The 19,409-nt window shown below is 70.7% G+C and carries 17 protein-coding genes; 7 read left to right on the top strand and 10 right to left on the bottom strand.

The annotated features are described in order from the left end of the window. Positions 1-264: 264 nt before the first annotated feature. Positions 265-585 (bottom strand): hypothetical protein, encoded by a 321-nt coding sequence (locus ACMCNN_RS12065; RefSeq protein ID WP_412746275.1) that lies wholly within the window; start codon positions 583-585, stop codon positions 265-267. 184 nt (positions 586-769) lie between these two features. On the opposite strand from ACMCNN_RS12065, the gene ACMCNN_RS12060 reads away from it, so the two are divergent. Further along, positions 770-1,339, top strand: coding sequence for a hypothetical protein (locus ACMCNN_RS12060; protein WP_412746274.1), 570 nt, complete (start codon positions 770-772; stop codon positions 1,337-1,339). A gap of 617 nt (positions 1,340-1,956) precedes the next feature. Here the strand turns inward: ACMCNN_RS12060 and ACMCNN_RS12055 are convergent. Then, entirely contained in the window at positions 1,957-2,310 is a 354-nt protein-coding gene (locus tag ACMCNN_RS12055) for a hypothetical protein (RefSeq protein WP_412746273.1), read from the bottom strand. Positions 2,311-4,454: 2,144 nt separating this feature from the next. Between ACMCNN_RS12055 and ACMCNN_RS12050 the strand changes: the two genes are divergently transcribed. Together ACMCNN_RS12050 and ACMCNN_RS12045 are read left to right on the top strand one after the other, a co-directional pair. Then, positions 4,455-4,742 (top strand): hypothetical protein, encoded by a 288-nt coding sequence (locus ACMCNN_RS12050; RefSeq protein ID WP_412746272.1) that lies wholly within the window; start codon positions 4,455-4,457, stop codon positions 4,740-4,742. 509 nt (positions 4,743-5,251) lie between these two features. After that, positions 5,252-5,620, top strand: coding sequence for a tyrosine-type recombinase/integrase (locus tag ACMCNN_RS12045; protein WP_412746271.1), 369 nt, complete (start codon positions 5,252-5,254; stop codon positions 5,618-5,620). 46 nt (positions 5,621-5,666) lie between these two features. On the opposite strand, the gene metH is transcribed toward ACMCNN_RS12045, so the two are convergent. Next, entirely contained in the window at positions 5,667-9,185 is a 3,519-nt protein-coding gene (gene metH, locus ACMCNN_RS12040) for a methionine synthase (protein ID WP_412746270.1), read from the bottom strand. 160 nt (positions 9,186-9,345) lie between these two features. Between metH and ACMCNN_RS12035 the strand changes: the two genes are divergently transcribed. Continuing rightward, the gene (locus tag ACMCNN_RS12035; protein ID WP_412746269.1) at positions 9,346-10,215 is read left to right on the top strand and encodes a PAC2 family protein; all 870 of its coding nucleotides are present in this window, start codon (positions 9,346-9,348) and stop codon (positions 10,213-10,215) included. 178 nt (positions 10,216-10,393) lie between these two features. Next, positions 10,394-11,185: a GntR family transcriptional regulator gene (locus ACMCNN_RS12030; protein WP_412746268.1), complete on the top strand. Its 792-nt coding sequence runs from the start codon at positions 10,394-10,396 to the stop codon at positions 11,183-11,185. Positions 11,186-11,272: 87 nt separating this feature from the next. Here ACMCNN_RS12030 and mshC read toward each other — a convergent pair whose 3' ends face one another. The 5 genes from mshC to ACMCNN_RS12005 all read right to left on the bottom strand — a co-directional run bounded on the left by mshC (position 11,273) and on the right by ACMCNN_RS12005 (position 15,908). After that, on the bottom strand, positions 11,273-12,511 hold the full coding sequence (gene mshC / locus ACMCNN_RS12025; RefSeq protein ID WP_412746267.1) for a cysteine--1-D-myo-inosityl 2-amino-2-deoxy-alpha-D-glucopyranoside ligase: 1,239 nt from the start codon (positions 12,509-12,511) through the stop codon (positions 11,273-11,275). A 63-nt stretch (positions 12,512-12,574) separates the two neighbouring features. Then, entirely contained in the window at positions 12,575-13,393 is an 819-nt protein-coding gene (locus tag ACMCNN_RS12020; protein WP_412746266.1) for an SCO1664 family protein, read from the bottom strand. Then, positions 13,390-13,968 carry a DUF3090 domain-containing protein gene (locus ACMCNN_RS12015; RefSeq protein ID WP_412746265.1) on the bottom strand — a complete coding sequence of 193 codons (579 nt, stop codon included), beginning with the start codon at positions 13,966-13,968 and terminating at the stop codon, positions 13,390-13,392. The genes ACMCNN_RS12020 and ACMCNN_RS12015 overlap by 4 nt, the downstream gene beginning before the upstream one ends. A 180-nt stretch (positions 13,969-14,148) precedes the next feature. Then, on the bottom strand, positions 14,149-14,853 hold the full coding sequence (locus ACMCNN_RS12010) for a histidine phosphatase family protein (RefSeq protein ID WP_412746264.1): 705 nt from the start codon (positions 14,851-14,853) through the stop codon (positions 14,149-14,151). 2 nt (positions 14,854-14,855) lie between these two features. Beyond that, positions 14,856-15,908, bottom strand: coding sequence for an LLM class F420-dependent oxidoreductase (locus ACMCNN_RS12005; RefSeq protein ID WP_412746263.1), 1,053 nt, complete (start codon positions 15,906-15,908; stop codon positions 14,856-14,858). A 153-nt stretch (positions 15,909-16,061) separates the two neighbouring features. Here ACMCNN_RS12005 and ACMCNN_RS12000 point away from each other — a divergent pair, with 153 nt between their 5' ends. Further along, positions 16,062-17,063: an aldo/keto reductase gene (locus ACMCNN_RS12000; protein ID WP_412746262.1), complete on the top strand. Its 1,002-nt coding sequence runs from the start codon at positions 16,062-16,064 to the stop codon at positions 17,061-17,063. A 5-nt stretch (positions 17,064-17,068) separates the two neighbouring features. Beyond that, complete coding sequence (locus ACMCNN_RS11995) at positions 17,069-17,260, top strand: DUF5703 family protein (RefSeq protein ID WP_412746261.1); 192 nt, start codon at positions 17,069-17,071, stop codon at positions 17,258-17,260. Positions 17,261-17,284: 24 nt separating this feature from the next. Here ACMCNN_RS11995 and ACMCNN_RS11990 read toward each other — a convergent pair whose 3' ends face one another. Next, the gene (locus tag ACMCNN_RS11990) at positions 17,285-17,953 is read right to left on the bottom strand and encodes a hypothetical protein (RefSeq protein WP_412746260.1); all 669 of its coding nucleotides are present in this window, start codon (positions 17,951-17,953) and stop codon (positions 17,285-17,287) included. Positions 17,954-17,984: 31 nt separating this feature from the next. Then, entirely contained in the window at positions 17,985-19,292 is a 1,308-nt protein-coding gene (locus tag ACMCNN_RS11985) for a M20/M25/M40 family metallo-hydrolase (protein ID WP_412746259.1), read from the bottom strand. Positions 19,293-19,409 lie beyond the last annotated feature (117 nt).

Genomic DNA, 19,409 nt, shown 5'->3' with positions numbered 1-19,409 from the left:
CCGCCCCGCCGGACCGGGTCGGCGATCAGCAGGATCGACTCCGACCAAGGCGGTGCCTACGGCTGGCACGCCGCGATGGCCGTGGGAACGCGTTTCACCGACGGCCTGATCCACCTGGAGTTGTCCGGCGCGGCGACGTCGCCCTTGACGATCATCTCGGTCACGCCGCTGCGCTCCAGCCAAGGGTGGCATGCAAGGCTCAGGAGTAGTTATGTCCACCGTCGACGAGGCCGCGCTCATGACGAGATGGTGCCGCTACGGAAATCAAGCCAGGAGCAGCAATCCGCCGAGTGCCGCAGCCGCGAGCAACGCGAACGGAGCCGCACTCCACCAACGGGTGCCCGGCACGAGAAATCGCCACGCCGCCGACGGCGCGACGAGCAGCAGCACCAGCAACAGTACGTACGCAACGGCCCGGGCCGGCTCACGGCGATCGCCCGGCCAGGGGTGTATCGCCCACAAGGCCGCGACGAACGAGCCGGCCGCACCAACCCAGCACAGCCCGGTGACGAGGACAGCGCCAAGGACCCGAAGGAGAAGGCCCAGCAGCCGCCGGGCGTGGCTGCTCGGGTCTTCGTCGTGCACGTTGCGATGGTAGGCCCGGTCAGGATCAGGCAGCGTCAGGTTGGAAGATCGTCCGGCGGATGTGGTTCTGTCCGAAAGGCCAGGTCAACGGTAGGGTGCGGCGACCGTTCGTGGCCGTTCGAGACCGCTCGGCATCCCGATCTACCGGCCCGCCGATGGCCCGATTTTGCGTACGGTGGGCGGCATGTCAGCACGGGCGACCAGCCAGTACCGGTTCCGGGTCGCCGGGCTCGCTGCCGTGACTGCCGCGGTGGCCCTGGCCGGTTGTTCGGACACCCGGCCCACCAACGACGGCTGCACCAGTGACCGCGACCGGCACCGCGTCGACTCGCTGCTCTCCTTGCCGTTGATCACAGCTCACGCGGATCGGGCCGAGATGGTCGACCAGGGCGGCGGATGCGACGAGGACGGGCAGATCAGCGCCGGACGCGAGTACTACTGGGAGAACCTGGACCAGCGCGGGGTGACCGCCTTCCACCAGGCGATCGCGACGAAGGACGGCTGGAAGCTGACGCCGCTACGCGCACAGAGCCAAGCCCCGACCAACACCGGCCGCGATCCCGACTCCGACCTCGCTGCGGGCGGCTCCTGGCCCCAGCCGGACGAAGACCCCCCGTGCTTCACGAAGCAGATCGACGGCCAGACAGCGTTCGCCGAAGTCGCCTTTCCGGACGAGTCGGACCACGGCGCCTACGGCGACGTCTACGACGTCAGTGCGTGGATCCCGGGTCCGAATGACCCACCCGGATGCTGACCCTCGGTCTTCGCCATCCCACAGCACCGAGTGCCCCGCCCGCAGGCATCCGACCCTGCAATCCGAGCCCTGCGCCGCCGTACCGGGAATTCGGCAACCTCCGGCCGCATCCCGTAACTCCATCGCTTGGGGCGCATGCAACGACCATGATCGGGATGACAGAACAGCGGCAGGACTGGCGGGACCTGGCCGGCGTGCCCGGTAGCAGTCGATACCTGCGGCGCCAAGCAGTCATCGCGTGCGGGTAGGGACAGCATGGAGCAAACAGGCCAGCAACGGCACTTTCACATTCCTCTGACCGAGTACGACTCCGCCCGGCAAGCATTCATCGAACCCTCTGAAACGATCTCTCCACGCGACGTCCCGAGTGCCTGCGTCATCACCTTCTTCGGCGACGTTGTGGACCGACTTGTCGAGCGTCGGGGCGCGCGTGTGTTGGTCGAGAACCGCTGGGAAGACGGCCCGCACCCCCTGCTTGAGGTCGAGCACGCAGGGGAACGTCTCGCAGTTCTCCGGTCGGGGGTGGGCGCTCCCCTCGCTGGAGCCCTCCTCGAAAGTGGTCATCGCCACGGGCTGCGGGGCTCTGGCACACGAAGGGTGGAGACCGCGCTTAACGGTCAAAGTTCGCCGAACCGTTCCGCATACCACTGTCGTTGCTCCTCGATCTGGGCGCGGATCTCCTCGGGAACAGGGTCTGGAAAGCATGGCGTGGTTTCAGCGATCTCTTCGGTTGCCTCTTCGCCGATCACCTGTGCAATCGCGCCCCAAAGGTCGACGCGTGCTTCAGAGAGGCGTGGACCGACGAACCATTCGGTGATGAACCGATCGAGGGTGTGAGCATCCGCGTCTCCGAGGGCCATCCGGGAAGTGATTCGGTCCAGGGAGATCACGATGCTCTCCAGAAGCCGGGCGGTTTGAACAGCCTGGTCCAGAGGGATGGAGACGGAGCGGGCGGCGTCGTCGGTGTTCACGGTGGGCATGAGATCACATCCCGCCTGGTCCGCGCGAGTAGAGTGCCGTTCGGTTCCGTCTCCTGAGTCGATCGTGCCGACTCCGCTGGGCGCGACTCGGCACGTTCGCTGCACGCTGTCGGCCCCTCAAGCCCAACTCTGCGAATGTTTTCGCAGTTCAGACCCGGGGCGCGGCTCACTTGGCGTTGCATTGATCGGGCCTGCTGCTGATCAGCGGCGGTCGCACCGATACCTATCTCTACCTGGGGATTCATTGCCATCAACGGTCATCGTTGGTTGCCGTCGGTTCCCCTCAAACGGCCTAAAGACGGCCTGATTTTGGAAGGCCGCGCCACGAACCTATGGAGTCCCGGCAATGCGGTTGGATCAAGCCGCCTGCGAGGTCAGATCGCTCGGCTCGGGTCCGCTTCGGCCGGTGCGGTTGCTGGCGTTGCCGTACTTCGCTGCTGTACCGCTACGCAGACCCGGTGATCCGGGCGGCTCATGAGCGGCCTGGGCGGAGATGCCCTTGTTCAGGGCAGGATCGCCATCCCCGCCGGGGTGGCACATCAACCAGACCGGCGCCCTCCGCGAGGACCAACTCAACCACTGGAGTTCCGTCCTCCTCGCTGTACCAACTACCAGGATCACGGACGATCGCAGGCACGTCTGCGGTCGGCACCAGTCCCTTCTGGCTGTCGATGGGCCCGAGGACGACCTCAACCAACCCCTCTTCGACCAGCTCAACGATCGCTTGCGCGAGCCGTGGCACGTGCACTGCCATGTCAGGCCACTCAAGATCAGGCAACCAGGGCTGCCAATGCTGCAGCAACTCCTGGAGGAGTGAACTCGTGGCCGCCGCATGAAGGACGTACTGCTGTTCGAGAGACCGCTTCCCCACCCCAAACATGATCCCCCAGGCGGACGAGACCAACCGCGCTCTTCCGCGTGGGCCGCCGCGGGATCAGTTTGGAAGATCGTCCCGAATGCTCCACTGAGAGTGGAATGCCTGGTCAGCCTCGGTGGCTCGGTGCCCCTTCGTGCCCGCACGCGGCCCCGACCGGACGTGACTACTGGCACGGGACGGCACGCCTATCCGGGCGCCTCTGGCGCGAATAACCGGAGTGCGTGGAGCCGCGCTCGGTCAACGTGGGCACCGCAGATGGGGCAGTGCGTCGCCGAGCGGTGCTCGCTGAACCGGTCGAGGAGCGGGATCGCGGCGGGGTAGAGCGCGTTGACAAGCCCATGGCACACCCGGCAGCGAAAGTCGTCGCGGGCCTCCGCGAGGACTAGACCGTCCAACTGCGCTTCCGTCCAGGGCGACGCGCAGGCGAGGTCGGGTATGGGGGCGTCCTCGCGCCATACGGCGATGTAGTCCATCGGACGACCTGGAAGCGCTCGCGCGGTCAGCTGGGCGGCGGAATAGCTGCCGTCGGTCGGAAGCCACGGCGGCAGGGCCGGTCCAATGCCCGTTTCAGTCTCGCTCCTGGTGAAGAGCGTGATCGTTCCCCAATCGCGGATCGGCACGGTTCTCACGGCAAGCACATTACGGGCGCACCATGGCTGTCACGGTGTAACGCCTCATTGGCCCCTCGCCACCTCGGCGGGGAGAACGGCCTGACTGAAAATCGGAAGGTCGGCGGTTCGACCCCGCCCCTGGCCACCAGTGCCCAAACGGGTTTCCGAAGCGCCGACCAGCGGAAACGCAGGTTGGCGCTTCGTCGTACCGGCGTCGGTCTCAGCCTCGGTGGTGACCGTTGCTCACCGCTGAAACCCCATGATCGCCGCCGCTAATCGCACGCAGATCGCACGGCTGGCACCGCTCTGCCGCCATCCCCCGACCGGTGCCAGAACTACGACGCCCACCCGGGGTCAAGGCTGGCCGCAGGCCATCGCGTCAGCGACGCGGCAGCGGCCTTGACGCCGGGTGGGTGGCGTAGAGAATCCGGCATCCGGGGGATGGCCCACGCCCTGGTCGCCATACTCGACCGGCCCGCAGCGCACCCCGGTATCCGAGGGCAAGCCAGCTTGCTGGCGCGGCAGCCGATCGCCCCGACCCCGGCGCAGCTCAGCCCGGCAGGCGATCGTGACGGCGTCCTCCCATCCGACGCTGAGAAGCCATGACTTGACCAAACCTCAGGGACGCGGATGGCAGACTGCGGCGAGTGCAGAACGAACCGGTCATCTCGCCGACGGTGTGGATCTTTCATGGCGAGTCCGCGCGCTTCGCCTCCGGAGTCTTCGCGTCACGCGAGCATGGCCTCGCCTGGGTGGTGCAGCACCGGCTGACGGGAATCCTGAGCGAGTACCCCCTCGGCGAGGGCTGCTACGACTGGGCCGTGAAACGCAGGCAGTTCCGGCCCAGCAAGGAGCACCACGGCACCCCGATGCACGTCGCCGGGTTCTCCCCCAGCCTGCAACATGTCCACATCATTGACGGCTCGACCGTGTAGCGCCTCAGGTGCGGCGCGCCGCGGCCCGCGATGTCGGCCGCAGGCCGCCAGCAGCGGGCCGCGAGCGCGCACGGTGCGCCGCGTCAGCGGCGCCTTGACGACGTCTCCATGATCTTCAACGCGGCAGTGGACGACAAGAAGATCACGAGCAACCCGTTCGCCGCGAAGACGATCCGTCCTCCTCGGGCGCAGGCGAGGAAAGTGGTGCCCTGGTCGACCCAGCTCCGAGCCGCATTCCGCGCCAACCTCGCTGCTCGGTACCGTATCGGCGTCGATCTCGGCGCGGGCTGCGGCCTTCGACAGGGTGAGATCTTCGCAGTGAGCCCGGCAGACATCGATCACCGCCGCCGCGTTCTCCACGTCGTTCGGCAAGTCAAGATCGCCCGACGGCACCTCATCTTCGCGCCGCCGAAGGGCGGCAAGGTCCGCGAGGTGCCGCTGCACGACTCTGTCGCCAAGCGCCTGACGAAACACGCCGCGGACTGCCCGCCCACCGACGTCACGTTGCCGTGGGGCAGCTCAACCGGCGAACCGCGCACGTTCAGCTGTACCTCTACACGCCAGGTGGCGAGGCGCTGGCCCGCCCAGCCTTCAACTCCGGCGTCTGGAAGCCGGCCATCCGGGCGACCGGTATCCCGGACACCCGGGAGAACGGGCTGCACGTGCTGCACGTGCTGCGGCACACCTACGCCTCGGTGCTGCTCGACGCCGGCCAGAACATCAAGGCCCTGGCGGCGCACCTGGGCCACGCCGACCCGGGGTTCACGCTCCGGACCTACACGCACCTGCTGCCGACGAGCGAGGACCGGACCCGCCAGGCCGTCGACCGGGCGTTCGAGGATGACCTCGAAACCGATGACGGCCTGGAGACGGCCTGATCATGCTCTACGCGGATGTTTTCGCAGGTCAGTCCGGGTGCGAGGCTCACTTGGCGTTGAAGTAGTTGGCTTCCGGGTGGTGGACGATGATGGCGTCCGTCGACTGTTCCGGTTCGAGCTGGAACTCCTCCGACAGCGTCACCCCGATGCGCCCCGCATCCAGCAGGTCCACGACCTTCGCCCGATCCTCCAGATCCGGACAGGCCGGATAGCCGAACGCGTACCGGCAGCCCCGGTAGTCGTTCTTGAGGATGCCCGCGAGGTCGCTCGGGTCACCGGCACCCACGGAGGACCCGTCGGGCAGGAGGAGTTCGCTGCGTACCCGGCGGTGCCAGTACTCGGCGAGGGCCTCGGTGAGCTGCACCGACAGGCCGTGCACCTCCAGGTAGTCCCGGTATTCGTTGCGGGCGAACATCTTCGCCGTGTATTCGCTGACCGGCTGGCCGACCGTCACCAGTTGCAGCCCGACGACGTCGAGGCCGTCGCCGCGGGGACGGAAGAAGTCGGCCAGGCACAGCCGCCGTTCCTGGCGCTGCCGCGGGAACGTGAACCGGGCCCGCTCGCTGACCCCGTTCTCGTCGAGCACCACAAGGGTGTTGCCTTCCGAGTACGCCGGGAAGTACCCGTAGACCACGGCCGCCTCCAGCACGTGGTCGGCCGCGAGCCGGTCCAGCCAGTACCGCAGCCGCGGCCGGCCCTCGGTCTCCACCAGCTCCTCGTACGTCGGCCCGCTGCCGCCGCGGGAACCCTTGAGACCCCACTGGCCGAGGAACGTGGCCCGCTCGTCGAGCATCGCCGCGTACTCGCCCAGCGGGATGCCCTTGATGACCCGGGTGCCGAAGAACGGCGGCGTGGGCACGTCGGCGTCGAGCGTCACGTCGGAACGCACGGACGTGTCGTCGAGCGGCGGCAGGTTGTCCGTGACGATGGCGCGCTGCCGGGCCCGCCGTTCGCGCCGTGCCTGCAGCACCGCCTCCCGCTCGGCGTCGACGACCGTGGCACCGCCGCGCTTGGCGGTCATCACCTTGTCCATCAGCGTCAAGCCCTCGAACGCGTCGCGCGCGTAGTGCACGTCCCCGTCGTACGCCGAGCGCAGGTCGTCCTCCACGTAGGAGCGGGTCAGTGCCGCGCCGCCGAGCAGCACGGGGTACCGGTCGGCGACCCCGCGCTCGGCCATCTCCTGCAGGTTCTCCTTCATCACGACCGTGCTCTTGACCAGCAGGCCGGACATGCCGATGGCGTCCGCGTGGTGCTGTTCGGCGGCGTCGATGATGGCGTTGATCGGCTGCTTGATGCCGATGTTGACGACCTCGTACCCGTTGTTGCTGAGAATGATGTCGACGAGGTTCTTGCCGATGTCGTGCACGTCGCCCTTGACGGTGGCGAGCACGATGCGGCCCTTGCCGGCGTCCTCCTCGTGCTTTTCCATATGCGGTTCGAGGTACGCGACGGCCGCCTTCATCACCTCGGCGGACTGCAGCACGAACGGCAGCTGCATCTGGCCGGAGCCGAACAGCTCGCCGACGGTCTTCATGCCGTCGAGCAGGACGTCGTTGACGATGGTCAGCGCGGGCTTGTCGGCCAGCGCGGCCAGCAGGTCGTCCTCGAGGCCGTTGCGTTCGCCGTCGATGATGCGGCGCTTGAGACGCTCGTCCAGCGGCAGGCTGAGCAGCTCCTGGGCGCGCGACGCGCGGGCACTGGTGGCGTCGACGCCCTCGAACAGTTCCATGAATTTCTGCAGCGGGTCGTAGTCGCCCGCACGCCGGTCGTAGATCATGTCGAGTGCGACCCGGCGGTGCTCGTCGGGGATCTTCGACATCGGCAGGATCTTGCTGGCGTGCACGATCGCGCTGGTCAGTCCAGCCTGGACGCACTCGTGCAGGAAGACCGAGTTGAGCACCTGCCGGGCGGCGGGGTTGAGACCGAACGAGATGTTCGAGACGCCGAGGGTGAAGTTCACTTCGGGGTACAGCTCGGTGATGCGCCGGATCGCCTCGATGGTCTCGATGCCGTCGCGGCGGGTCTCCTCCTGGCCGGTGGCGATCGGGAAGGTCAGGCAGTCGATGAGGATGTCGGCGCGGTTCATCCCCCACGTGCCGGTGAGGTCGTCGATCAGCCTTGCGGCCACCCGTACCTTCCAGTCGGCGGTGCGGGCCTGGCCCTCCTCGTCGATGGTCAGCGCGACCACCGCGGCGCCGTGCTCCCTGACGATCGGCATCATCCGGGCGAAGCGGGAGTTCGGGCCGTCGCCGTCCTCGTAGTTCACCGAGTTGACGATGCACCGGCCGCCCAGCATCTCCAGGCCCGCCTCGATGACCGGCGGCTCGGTGGAGTCCAGCATGATCGGCAGGGTGGAGGCGGTGGCGAACCGTCCGGCCAGCTCGCGCATGTCCCGGGTGCCGTCGCGGCCCACGTAGTCCACGCACAGGTCCAGCATGTGGGAGCCGTCGCGGGCCTGGCCGCGGGCGATCTCCACGCAGGCCTGCCAGTCACCGGCCAGCATCGGCTCGCGGAACGCCTTGGAGCCGTTCGCGTTGGTCCGCTCGCCGACCATCAGCACGCCGGCGTCCTGCCGGAACGGCACCTCGTGGTAGATCGACGCGGCGCCGGCCGCGTGCTCCGGGTGGCGCGCCGCGGCCTGCCGGCCGCGCACGCGGCGCACCACGGCCTCGATGTGGGCCGGGGTGGTGCCGCAACACCCGCCGACGAGGGGTACGCCGTACTCGGTCACGAAGCGGTCGAGGGCCTCGGCCAGCTCGTCGGGGGTCAGCGGGTAGTAGGCGCCGCCGGCCGCGAGGACCGGCAGGCCGGCGTTCGGCATGACCGACAGGGGTACGCGGGCATGCTGCGACAGGAAGCGCAGGTGCTCTGTCATCTCGGCGGGGCCGGTGGCGCAGTTCAGCCCGATCAGGTCGATGCCCAGCGGCTCCAGCGCGGTCAGGGCGGCACCGATCTCGCTGCCCAGCAGCATGGTGCCGGTGGTCTCGACCGTGACATGGCAGATCAATGGCACCGTACGGCCGACCTCGGCCATCGCCCGGTGCGCGCCGATCACGGCCGCCTTGGTCTGCAGCAGGTCCTGGCACGTCTCGACGATCAGCGCGTCGGCGCCGCCGAGCACCAGGCCCGCGGCGTTCTCCAGGTACGCGTCGCGCAGTACGTCGTACCGGGTGTGGCCGAGGGTGGGCAGCTTGGTGCCGGGGCCGATGGAGCCCAGCACGTACCGGGGCTGCTCGGGTGTCGCGTACGCGTCGGCGGCCGTCCGGGCGATCCGCGCGCCGGCCTCGCTCAGCTCCCGGATCCGGTGCTCGATGTCGTAGTCGCCGAGATTGCCGAGATTCGCCCCGAACGTGTTGGTCTCGACGCAGTCGCTCCCCGCCGCGAGGTACGCCTCGTGCACGCTGCGCACGACGTCCGGCCGGGTCACGTTGAGGATCTCGTTGCAGCCCTCGAGGCCCTGGAAGTCCTCGTCGACGCTGAGGTCGGCGGCCTGCAGCATCGTCCCCATGGCCCCGTCGGCGACGAGAACCCGGTCGGTCAGCGCAGCAAGGAAGTCATTTGGCACCTTCCCAGGCTAAAGGTTTGCCGGCGCGCAGCCGAATATCCGCCGTCACGTGGGACGCCGGAGTGTGACCGGGCTCTCCACCCCCTGGTCGGACCCGCGCCCGTCACCCCACGGCGCGGCCGCCGGGCCGGTGTCACACAGGCCACGTAAGGTTGGCGATGTGACTGAGTTCGACGGCCTCCCCGTGCTGCGTTCCCCCGTGGCGATCGCCGCCTTCGAAGGGTGGAACGACGCGGCCGACGCCTCCACCGCCGCGGTGGAACACCTGGAACAGGTCTGGCAGGCCCGCGAGATCACCAGCATCGACCCGGAGGAGTTCTACGACTTCCAGGTCAGCCGCCCCACGATCACGATGGCCGAGGGTGAGACCCGGCGGATCGAATGGCCCACCACCCGGTTCATGGTGGCCAGCCCGCCCGGGACGGACCGCGACGTGGTGCTCATCCGCGGCATCGAGCCCAGCATGCGGTGGCGTACGTTCTGCGAGGAGATCCTCGAGGTGTGCCACAGCCTGGAAGTGAACCGGGTCGTCCTGCTCGGCGCCCTGCTGGCCGACGTGCCCTACACCCGGCCACTGCCGATCAGCGGCACCGCCACCGGCCGTGAGACGGCAGAGAAGTACAAGGTCGCGCCGACCCGCTACGACGGCCCCACCGGCATCGTCGGGGTGCTGCAGGAGGCGTGCGGCCGGGCCGAGCTGGAGGCCCTGTCGTTCTGGGTGCATGTGCCCCACTACGCGAACAACCCGCCGTGTCCGAAGGCGACACTGGCGCTGCTGCACCGCGTCGAGGACGTCCTGGATCTGCCGGTGCCCATGGCCGACCTGGCCGAGGAGTCGGGCGAGTGGGAGGGCCGGGTCCGCGCGGCCGCCGAGCAGGACTCCGAGCTCGGCGAGTACGTCCGCGAGCTGGAGGAACGGGTCGGCGACGAGGGCATCCAGCCGCTGACCGGCGACGAGATCGCCAGCGAGTTCGAGAAGTACCTGCGCCGCCGCGGCGGCTCCGCCGGCCCGACCGCCGGTTCCTGGTAGCAGCCCGCAGGTCCCGTCAGCCGTCCACACCGGACCGGCACGCCGCGCCCAGCACGCCGCCGCCACGCACATTTCGGCGTATCCGGCGGGCGCCGGGCAATTCGGCGTGTCGGCGGCGCGGGACACCCCGCGTGGCGCATCCTAGGAACCTGGGTTCGTTGCGAGCCGGAGGTGCGCCATGACCATCAACCCTGGTACCGCCGAGTTCCCCCACCGGCAGATCGCCGCCCAACTGCGGGAGCGCATCCGGCGCGGCGACTGGCAGCCCGGCGAGCGCCTGCCGTCCATCCCGGCCATGGCGGAGATGTTCGGCGTGGCGAAGCAGACCGTTCAGCGTACGGTCGACCAGCTGCGCGTCGAGGGCGTACTGATCACCAAGCCGGGGTCGGGCACATACGTGCGCGGCACCCGGCGCCGCCTCAACCGCCTCTCCCGCGGCCGGTACGGCGCCCACCGCGGCTACCACGCCGACCTCGCCAACCGGTACCGGCAGCAGCTGGCCGGGGTGGGCCGCGAGCCCGCCCCCTCCGAGGTGGCCGACGCGTTCGGGGTGCGCGACGGGACGGAGATGCTGGTCCGGCGGCACATCGTGCGCACCGACGACGCGCCGGTCGAGGTGGGCGCGTCCTGGTTCCGGGTCACCGACGCGGGCGGCACCTCCCTGGAACGCGTGGAGGCGTTCGGGCGGCCGCTCTACCAGGAGGCGGAGGAGGCGATCGGGCGCCGGTACGCCTCGGCCACGGACACGATCAGCGCCCGGCAGCCCAGCCGTGAGGAGGCGGAGATCCTGCAGATCCGGCCGGACACGCCGGTGCTGCACCTGCTGCACGTCGCGTTCGACGAGACCCGCAAGCCGATCGAGGTGGCCCAGGCGACCTGGCCCGGGCCGATGACCACGCTGACCGAGGAGTACCGCATCCCGGCACCCACCCCGGAGCCCGACCCGGACCCCGGCTTCACCCTGGCCTGAGAACGCTGCCCGGGGTTGACACGCGCGACCCCCGGAAAAGTTCGGGGAACCGACCCGAACTCATCAGGATCCGGGTGCAGGCGGCTGTCAGAGGCGGATGCCGAGGCGGGCGTCGACGGTGCGGGCCATCAGGGCGGGCGCGTCCGCGTCGTCGCCGGTGCCGGACAGGGCGGCGTCCGCCCACGCGTCCACCACGGCGAGGGCGGCGGGAGTGTCGAGGTCGTTGGCGAGGGCCTCGCGTACCGCGGCCAGCAGGCCCTCCCCGGACGGCCCGGCGGGGGCCGCGGCGGCCTCGCGCCACCGGGCCAGGCGCTCCTGCCCGGCCTTGAGCACGTCGTCGGTCCACTGCCGGTCGCTGCGGTAGTGCTCGGCCAGCAGGCCGAGGCGCACCGCCATGGGGTCGATCCCGTCGCCGCGCAGCCGGGAGACGAAGACGAGGTTGCCCTTGGACTTCGACATCTTCTCGCCGTGCAGGCCGATCATGCCGGCGTGCACGTAATGCGAGGCGAACGGGGCCGCGCCGGTGAGCCGCTCGGCGTGCGCGGCAGAGCACTCGTGGTGCGGGTAGATCAGGTCGTTGCCGCCGCCCTGGACGTCGATCGTGGCGCCGAGCAGGCCCAGCGCGATGGTGGCGCACTCGATGTGCCAGCCGGGGCGGCCGGGGCCCAGGTCGCCGCCGTCCCAGGCGGGTTCGCCGTCGCGGGCGCCGCGCCACAGCAGCGGGTCGAGCGGGTCGCGCTTGCCGGGGCGCTCCGGGTCGCCGCCGCGCTCGGCGGAGAGCACCAGCATCTCCTCGCGGCTCAGGTGCGACTCGTAGCCCCAGGCGGGGGCGGCGGAGATCGGGAAGTACACGTCGCCGGTGCCGTCGTCGAGCCGGTACGCGGCCCCGGCGGCCAGCAGCTCCCGCACGTGCGCGGCGATGGCCGGGATGGACTCGACAGCGCCCACGTAGTGCTCCGGCGGGATGATCCGCAGCGCCTCCATGTCCTCGCGGAACAGGGCGGTCTCGCGCATGGCGAGCACCACCCAGTCCTCGCCGTCACGGTTGGCGCGCTCCAGCAGCGGGTCGTCGATGTCGGTGACGTTCTGCACGTACGTGACGGGGTGGCCGGCGTCGCGCCACCCACGGTTGATCAGATCGAACGTGATCATGGTGGCGGCATGCCCGAGGTGGGTGGCGTCGTACGGGGTGATCCCGCAGACGTACATCGTCGCGGTCACGCCGGGGGTGGTGGGCAGCACCGACCGGCGGGCCGAGTCGTACAGCGCCGGTGGCGTGGCGGTTCCCGGCAGCGTCGGCACCTCGTGCCCGGTCCATGCGTCCATGGTCACCGAGCCTATCCAGCCGGAGCGGCGGGTTCTGCACGGGCGTGAGGTAGACCTCTGCCCCTAAACCGGAGGCCAGGGGACGGCCGGCCAGTCCTTGGGCGGTTTCGGGAAACGGGCGGCCCGCGCCAGCCGCCGCGCCCGCAGCCGTACGTGCTGCACCTCGGAGAGGGTGAGGTGCTCCTCCAGGGCCTCGCCGAGCGGCCCGTCCAGCCGCTCGCCGAGCTTCTCCAGCACCTCCACGGCGTCCTCGGGCAGGGTCTTGCCGGTCCAGCCCCACAACACGGTGCGCAGCTTGTTCTCGACGTGGAAGCAGACCCCGTGGTCGACCGCGTAGATCCGGCCGTCCGGGCCGTACAACACGTGGCCGCCCTTGCGGTCGGCGTTGTTGAGTACGGCGTCCAGCACGGCGAGGTGGGCCAGCCGCCGGTCGTCGGCGTGCGCCAGCGCGAACGCGTCGCCGCCGGGGTCGCGGGCGGACGCGATCGCGAACCAGCCGGACGGCACGTCGTACGCGGGGACGAAGCCGATCAGGGTCTGCGCGTCGTCCGGCTCGTCGATCCACAGTTGCACCGCGCCGGGGCCGAGCGGGCCGTCGCGCAGGATGGTCGGCGGCACCAGGCCCCATCCGGTCGCCTGCGAGACCAGATAGGCCGAGACCTCCCGCCCGGCCAGGGTGCCGTCGGGGAAGTCCCACAGCGGGCGCTCGCCGCGGACCGGCTTGTACACGCAGCGGGCCTGGACGCCGTCGAGGGTGATCTCGGCGCGCAGCGTGGTGTTGGACGCCTCGACGAGCCGCCCCTCCAGCTCCATCGCGCCGCGCTGGAGCAGGTCCAGGGCATCGTCCTCGGACAGCACGGCGGCCGGACCTGTGGTGGTCACCGGTGGTAGCCGTTGTGCCGGGGGCAGAGGTGACCGGCCGGGTCGAGCGGCTGGCCGCACAGCGGGCAGGGCGGCCGCCCGGCCGCGACGACCCGCCGCGCCCGGTCGATGAACGCACGGGTCGCCTCCGGGGTCAGCCGCACCCGTAGCCGGTCCAGGTCGTCGTCGGGCTCGTCGTCCTCGTCGGCCGTGTCGTCGTCCTCACCGGCCAGCTCCGCCTCGGCCTCGCCCTCCCCCGCCTCGATCGCCTCGATCACCACCGTGGTGGTGTCGACGTCGAAGGCCAGGCCCAGGGTCCCGACGCGGAACTCCTCGTCGACCGGGGTGTCCAGGGGCTCGTTGTCGTGCCCGGGCCCGGTGCCCTCGGGTAGCGAGATGCCGAACCTGCGGCTGGCCTCGGTGAGCAGCTCCTCCAGTTTCTCCGCGAGCAGCGAGACCTGCACCTTCTCCAGCGCGACGCTGATCACCCGGCCGCCGCCGCGAGCCTGCAGGAAGAAGGTCCGATCGCCGGGCTCACCCACCGTCCCGGCGACGAACCGCTCCGGCGGCTCGAAGGCGTGCACCTGGTGCGTCATTCCGGGCTCCCCTCGGGCATACGCCGATTGGGCACAGGCGTACCCCGGTGGCCCTCGCTGCGCTCGGTCATACCCTCGACCCTAGTCGCCAGCGCGCACGGGTGCGCAGTGCACGGGGGCGGGTTCGCGGAGGGCGCAACCGGGTACACGCAGGCGTAACACGCCGGTCACGGGCAGTGCTCAGACGCCCGCCCCGGCGCCGCCGCCGACGGCCGCGTCCGAGGATTCCGCCGGGCGGCCCGCACTGCGCCGCCGGTCCGGCTTCGCGGGTACGAGCGACGACAGATCCGCGGTGTCGTTGAGCCGGACGAGGAACGGCCGGGTCGGCGTGTACCGGATCGCGGTGACCGAGGCCGGGTCCACCACGATGCGCTGGAACTGATCCAGGTGCAGCCCCATGGCGTCGGCCACGATCGCCTTGATCACGTCGCCGTGGCTGCAGGCCAGCCAGACCGCCTCGGGCCCGTGCTCGGCGGTCACCGTGGCGTCCCACCGGCGTACCGCGGCCACCGCGCGGGCGGACATGTCGGCCATCGCCTCGCCGTTCGGGAAGACCACGGCGCTGGGATGCTGCTGGACGACCGGCCAGAGCGGGTCCTTGGCCAGCTTCTTCAGCGGCTGGCCCTCCCAGTCGCCGTACCCGCATTCGATCAGGCCGTCGTCGACGGCCGGGTCGGTGCCCGGCAGGGCCAGTTCGAGGGTCTGCCAGCAGCGGCGCAGCGGGCTCGTCACCACGGCGGCCAGGGAGATCCCCTTGAGCCGCTCGCCGACCCGCTGGGCCTGGGCGCGGCCGGTGTCGTCGAGTTCCACGGGCTGGCGCCCGGCCAGCCCGCCGCTGGCGTTCGCGGCGGTGCGCCCGTGGCGCAGCAGCAGGACGGTGGCCACGGTCAGACGGCCACGCCGGAGGCCTCGTACGCCTCCGCCGCCACGCGCAGGGCCGACACCGCGGTTTCCCGGTCCGGGGCGTGCAGCTCGATCGACAGGGTGCCCACGCCGGCGGCCGCGTACTCGCGCATGCGTTCCGCGATCCGGGCGGGCGGGCCGATCAGCGAGACGCGTTCGATGAACTCCTGGGGCACCGCGGCGGCGGCGTCGCGGATCTGGCGGGCCAGGTACAGCTCCTGCACCTTCGCGGCCGCCTCGTCGTAGCCCATCCGCACGGCGAGCTGGTTGTAGAAGTTCTGGTCGCGGCTGCCCATCCCGCCGACGTAGAGGGCGGCATGCGGGCGGACCACGTCGGCGCAGGCGGCGAGGTCGTCGCCGACCACCAGCGGGGCCGTCACGTTGACGTCGAAGCCGCTGAGCCCGGCGCCGCTCTTGGCCCGGCCGCGCTCGATGTGCTGCAGGTACTCGCCGGCGGCGTCCGGGGCGAAGAAGATCGCCAGCCAGCCGTCGGCGATCTCGCCGGTCAGCTCCAGGTTCTTCGGGCCCACGGCGGCCAGGTAGATCGGGATGGTGTCGCGCGGCGGATGGAAGCCGAGCCGTAGCGCCTTGCCCGCCCCGTCGGGCAGGGGCAGCTGGTAGTGCTGCCCGGCGTACGCGACGGGCTTGCGGGCCAGGGCCAGCCGGACGATGTCGACGTACTCGCGGGTGCGCCCGAGCGGCTTGGCGAACCGGACACCGTGCCAGCCCTCGGAGACCTGCGGGCCGGAGACGCCCAGGCCCAGCCGGAACCGCCCACCGGAGACGGTGTCGATCGTCGCCGCGGTCATGGCGGTCATCGCGGGGCTGCGGGCCGGGATCTGCATGACGGCCGCGCCGACGTCGATCTGCTGGGTCTGCCCGGCGATCCAGGCGAGCATGCTCGGCGCGTCCGAGCCGTACGCCTCCGCCGCCCACACCACCGAGAAGCCCAGCCGGTCCGCCTCCTGGGCCAGGGCGAGGTGGTCCGCGGGGGTCGTCCACGAGGTCTGGTAGCCGAGGCTGAGTCCGAGCCGCACGGGTCCTCCCGAGAGTCGCGGGAGCCGCCTTGCTCCCGTCAGGAAGCCTACGCAACCACGCTCGGTGATCTTCGCGGTGTTCGGTCGCCTTCCCGACGTGGTTGACCTGCCACAAGGATTTCGCGGATGACCAGCTCTGAATAAGGTTCACCCATGCAGCAACGACCGCTCGGCCGCAGCGGGCTGGCGGTCTCCCGGCTCGCGCTCGGCACCATGACCTGGGGACGCGACACCGACCCGGACGACGCGGCCGCGCAACTGAAGTGCTACCTCGACGCGGGCGGCACCCTGCTGGACACCGCCGACGTGTACGGCGACGGCGACGCCGAGGCGGTCATCGGCTCCCTGCTCGACCAGCTCGTGCCGCGCGACGAGATCCTCATCGCCACCAAGGCGGGCCTCGCCCGTGGGCCGTACCGGCGGCGCGACGGCTCGCGGGGGCACCTGTTGCGCGCCCTCGACGCGTCGCTGCGCCGGCTCGGCACCGACTATGTGGACCTGTGGCAGGTGCACGGCTACGACCCGCAGACCCCGCTCGACGAGACGCTGGCCGCCCTGGACCACGCGGTGGACTCCGGCCGGGTCCGCTACGTCGGGGTGTCCAACTTCGCCGCGTGGCAGACAGCGCGGGCGGCCACCTGGCAGTCCGCGTACCCGGGAAGGGCGCCCGTGGTGGCCGCCCAGATGGAGTATTCGCTGCTGGAGCGTGGCATCGAGCGGGAGCTGCTGCCGGCTGCGGCGGCGCTGGGCATCGGCGTGCTGCCGTGGTCGCCGCTGGGGCGCGGGGTGCTCACCGGCAAGTACCGCAACGGGCGGCCGGCCGATTCGCGGGCCGCCTCGGAGCACCTGGCGCCGTTCGTGCAGACCTACCTGGAGCCGCGCAGCTCCAGCATCGTGGAGGCGGTGGTGATCGCGGCGGGCGGGCTCGGCGTGTCGCCGCTGGAGGTGGCGCTGGCCTGGGTCCGCGACCGGCCGGGGGTGGCGGCGCCGATTCTGGGCGCGCGCACCGCGGGGCAGTTGCAGGGCGCGCTGGCCAGCGACCGGCTCACCCTGCCCACCGAGATCGCGACGGCATTGGACGACGTGTCGGCCATCGCCGTCGGTTACCCGGAGCGCGAGGGTACTGGTAAAGCCCCGCAGGCTGGCGCATATTAGGACGCATGGACTACGAATATGCGCCGCTGCGGTTGCCGTCGAATGTCGATCGATTGACCGCTGCGGCGCAGCTGGCCATCCAGGCGGAGTTCTCCGGGTGGGAGCTGGCCAGGGTCCAGCTCTTCCCGGACGGGTCCCGGCGCGTGATGTTGCGCCGCCTGGTGCAGGGCACCGCCCAGCCGGGCCTGTCGTACTAGCCCGACCGGGCGGCGCCGAGCCGCTCAGTGCTGGTGGTCGTGTTCCTCGTCCTCGTCCGGCAGGAACGGATGCTCGTCGAGGCGGCCGACCAGCAGATCCCCCGCCTCGGGCGTGAACGGGCCGGTCCCGTCGGCGTCGTCGTACGCCTCCAGGTCGAGCGGCTTGGCCACCTCGCTCACGGTCAGCAGACCGTCGAGCGGCTCCAGCTCGGGCACGTCGAGCGAGGCCAGGGAACCGTCGCCGGCCTGCAGCAGCTCCAGCACGGCCTCCCCCACGCTCTCCACACTGCCCGCGTCCTCGTCGGCGGGCACCGCCTCGCGGCGGGCCACCTCGGCGATCCGCAACAGGGCGGCGACGCTGGGCACCCGGTAGTCGCGCCGCTGGCGCACAGAGATCACCTGCGGGTACGGGTCGGCCGTACCGTTGCCGCCGATCCCGTCGACGCCGAGCCCGAAGCGGCGGTCCGCCTCGTCCGGGTCGATCGACTCGACGTCCCACGGCGTGACCTCGCCGAACGTGTCGAGCAGCTGCTCGTCGTACGCGTAAGAGGTGTTGTTGAGGGTGACGTACGCCTGCCACACCTCGTCGTCGTCGACGCGGCCCTCGGCGGCCTTGACCGCCGCAAGGTGGGCCCGGGCGGCGTCGAAGACCCGTTCGAGGGCCTTGTCCAGCTCCGCATACTGGTCGGACATGGTGACGGCGTCCCTTCGGAAACTATGGAAATCAGCTGGTCTGCAGAAGTCGGTCGAGCACGCGCACGCCGAACTGTAGTCCCTCCACCGGTACCCGCTCGTCGACGCCATGGAACAGCGCGGAGAAGTTGAGGTCGGCGGGCAGCCGCAGCGGCGCGAAGCCGAAGCAGCGGATGCCGAGCGTGTGGAACGCCTTCGCGTCGGTGCCGCCGGAGAGCATGTACGGCACCGCCCGCGCGCCCGGGTCCTCGGCCCGCAGCGCGGCGGCCATGGCGTCGACCAGCGCACCGTCGAAGCCGGTCTCGACCGCGCCCTGCTGCGAGATGTGCTCGATCTCGATGTCCGGCCCGATGACCTCGCGCAACTGTTCCAGGAACGCCTCGGCCTGCCCCGGCAGGGTGCGGCAGTCGATCGTGGCCGACGCCCGGCCGGGGATGACGTTGTCCTTGTATCCGGCGTCCAGGCGGGTCGGGTTGGCGGTGTTGCGCAGCGTGGCGCCGATGAGGTTGGCGATCGGGCCGAGCTTGGCGATGGCGACCTCGGGCTCGGCCGGGTCCAGCTCGATGCCGAACGCGTCGGACACCTGCTCCAGGAACGCCGCGACCGTCGGGGTGACCACCATCGGGAAGCGGTGCCGCCCGACCCGCGCGACCGCCTCGGCCAGCGCGGTGACCGCGTTGTCGTCGTGCACGAAGGAGCCGTGGCCGGGGCGGCCGCGGGCGTGCAGGCGCAGCCAGTCGAGGCCCTTCTCGGCGGTCTCGACGAGATACAGGCGCAGGTCGTCGTTGACGCTGTACGAGAAGCCGCCGACCTCGCCGATCGCCTCGGTGCAGCCGGCGAACTTCTCTGCATGCTCGCGGACCAGCCACTGGGAGCCGTACTCCATGCCGGCCTCCTCGTCGGCGGTGAAGCACAGCACGATGTCGCGGGGCGGCGTCACGCCGGTGCGGCGCCACTGGCGGACGACCGCCAGCATCATCGCGTCGAAGTCCTTCATGTCGATCGCGCCGCGGCCCCACAGGTAGCCGTCGCGTTCGGCGCCGGAGAACGGGTGCACGGACCACTCGCTGGCGTCGGCGGGGACGACGTCGAGGTGGCCGTGCACCAGCAGCGCGCCGCGCGTGGGGTCCGCGCCGGGGATGCGGGCCACCAGGTTGGCCCGGCGGGGGGCCGATTCGAGGAGCTCGGAGGCGATGCCGACCTCGTCGAGGCGTTCGGCCACGTACTCGGCGGCGACGCGCTCGCCGACGGTGGTGCGGGGATCACCGGTGTTGGTGGTGTCGATCCGGAGCAGGTCGCGGCAGATCTCCACGACCTCGTCGTCGGCGGTGGCGTCCATGGGCCCTTCATACCAGGCGGCAATCGTCTGCCCGTTCGCCGGTGTACGCGGACGGGGCCACCACCAAGAAGATCGTCGATGCCGCCGGGCGTATCCGCAGGATCTGTAAACAACGTA

Source organism: Krasilnikovia sp. MM14-A1004, from assembly GCF_047159485.1.
In the GTDB taxonomy this organism is placed as follows: Bacteria; Actinomycetota; Actinomycetes; order Mycobacteriales; family Micromonosporaceae; genus Actinoplanes.
The sequence above is the reverse complement of the archived record's forward strand: the minus strand, read 5'-3'. Positions and strand labels throughout refer to the sequence as shown.

What these genes read in the sequence shown, in the direction of transcription:
- ACMCNN_RS11990 (WP_412746260.1), bottom strand. Translation starts at nt 17,953, where the DNA reads ATGTCCGACCAGTATGCGGAGCTGGACAAGGCCCTCGAACGGGTCTTC.
- ACMCNN_RS12015 (WP_412746265.1), bottom strand. Translation starts at nt 13,968, where the DNA reads ATGACGCACCAGGTGCACGCCTTCGAGCCGCCGGAGCGGTTCGTCGCC.
- ACMCNN_RS12060 (WP_412746274.1), top strand. Translation starts at nt 770, where the DNA reads ATGTCAGCACGGGCGACCAGCCAGTACCGGTTCCGGGTCGCCGGGCTC.
- mshC (WP_412746267.1), bottom strand. Translation starts at nt 12,511, where the DNA reads ATGGACGCATGGACCGGGCACGAGGTGCCGACGCTGCCGGGAACCGCC.
- ACMCNN_RS12030 (WP_412746268.1), top strand. Translation starts at nt 10,394, where the DNA reads ATGACCATCAACCCTGGTACCGCCGAGTTCCCCCACCGGCAGATCGCC.
- ACMCNN_RS11985 (WP_412746259.1), bottom strand. Translation starts at nt 19,292, where the DNA reads ATGGACGCCACCGCCGACGACGAGGTCGTGGAGATCTGCCGCGACCTG.
- ACMCNN_RS11995 (WP_412746261.1), top strand. Translation starts at nt 17,069, where the DNA reads ATGGACTACGAATATGCGCCGCTGCGGTTGCCGTCGAATGTCGATCGA.
- ACMCNN_RS12000 (WP_412746262.1), top strand. Translation starts at nt 16,062, where the DNA reads ATGCAGCAACGACCGCTCGGCCGCAGCGGGCTGGCGGTCTCCCGGCTC.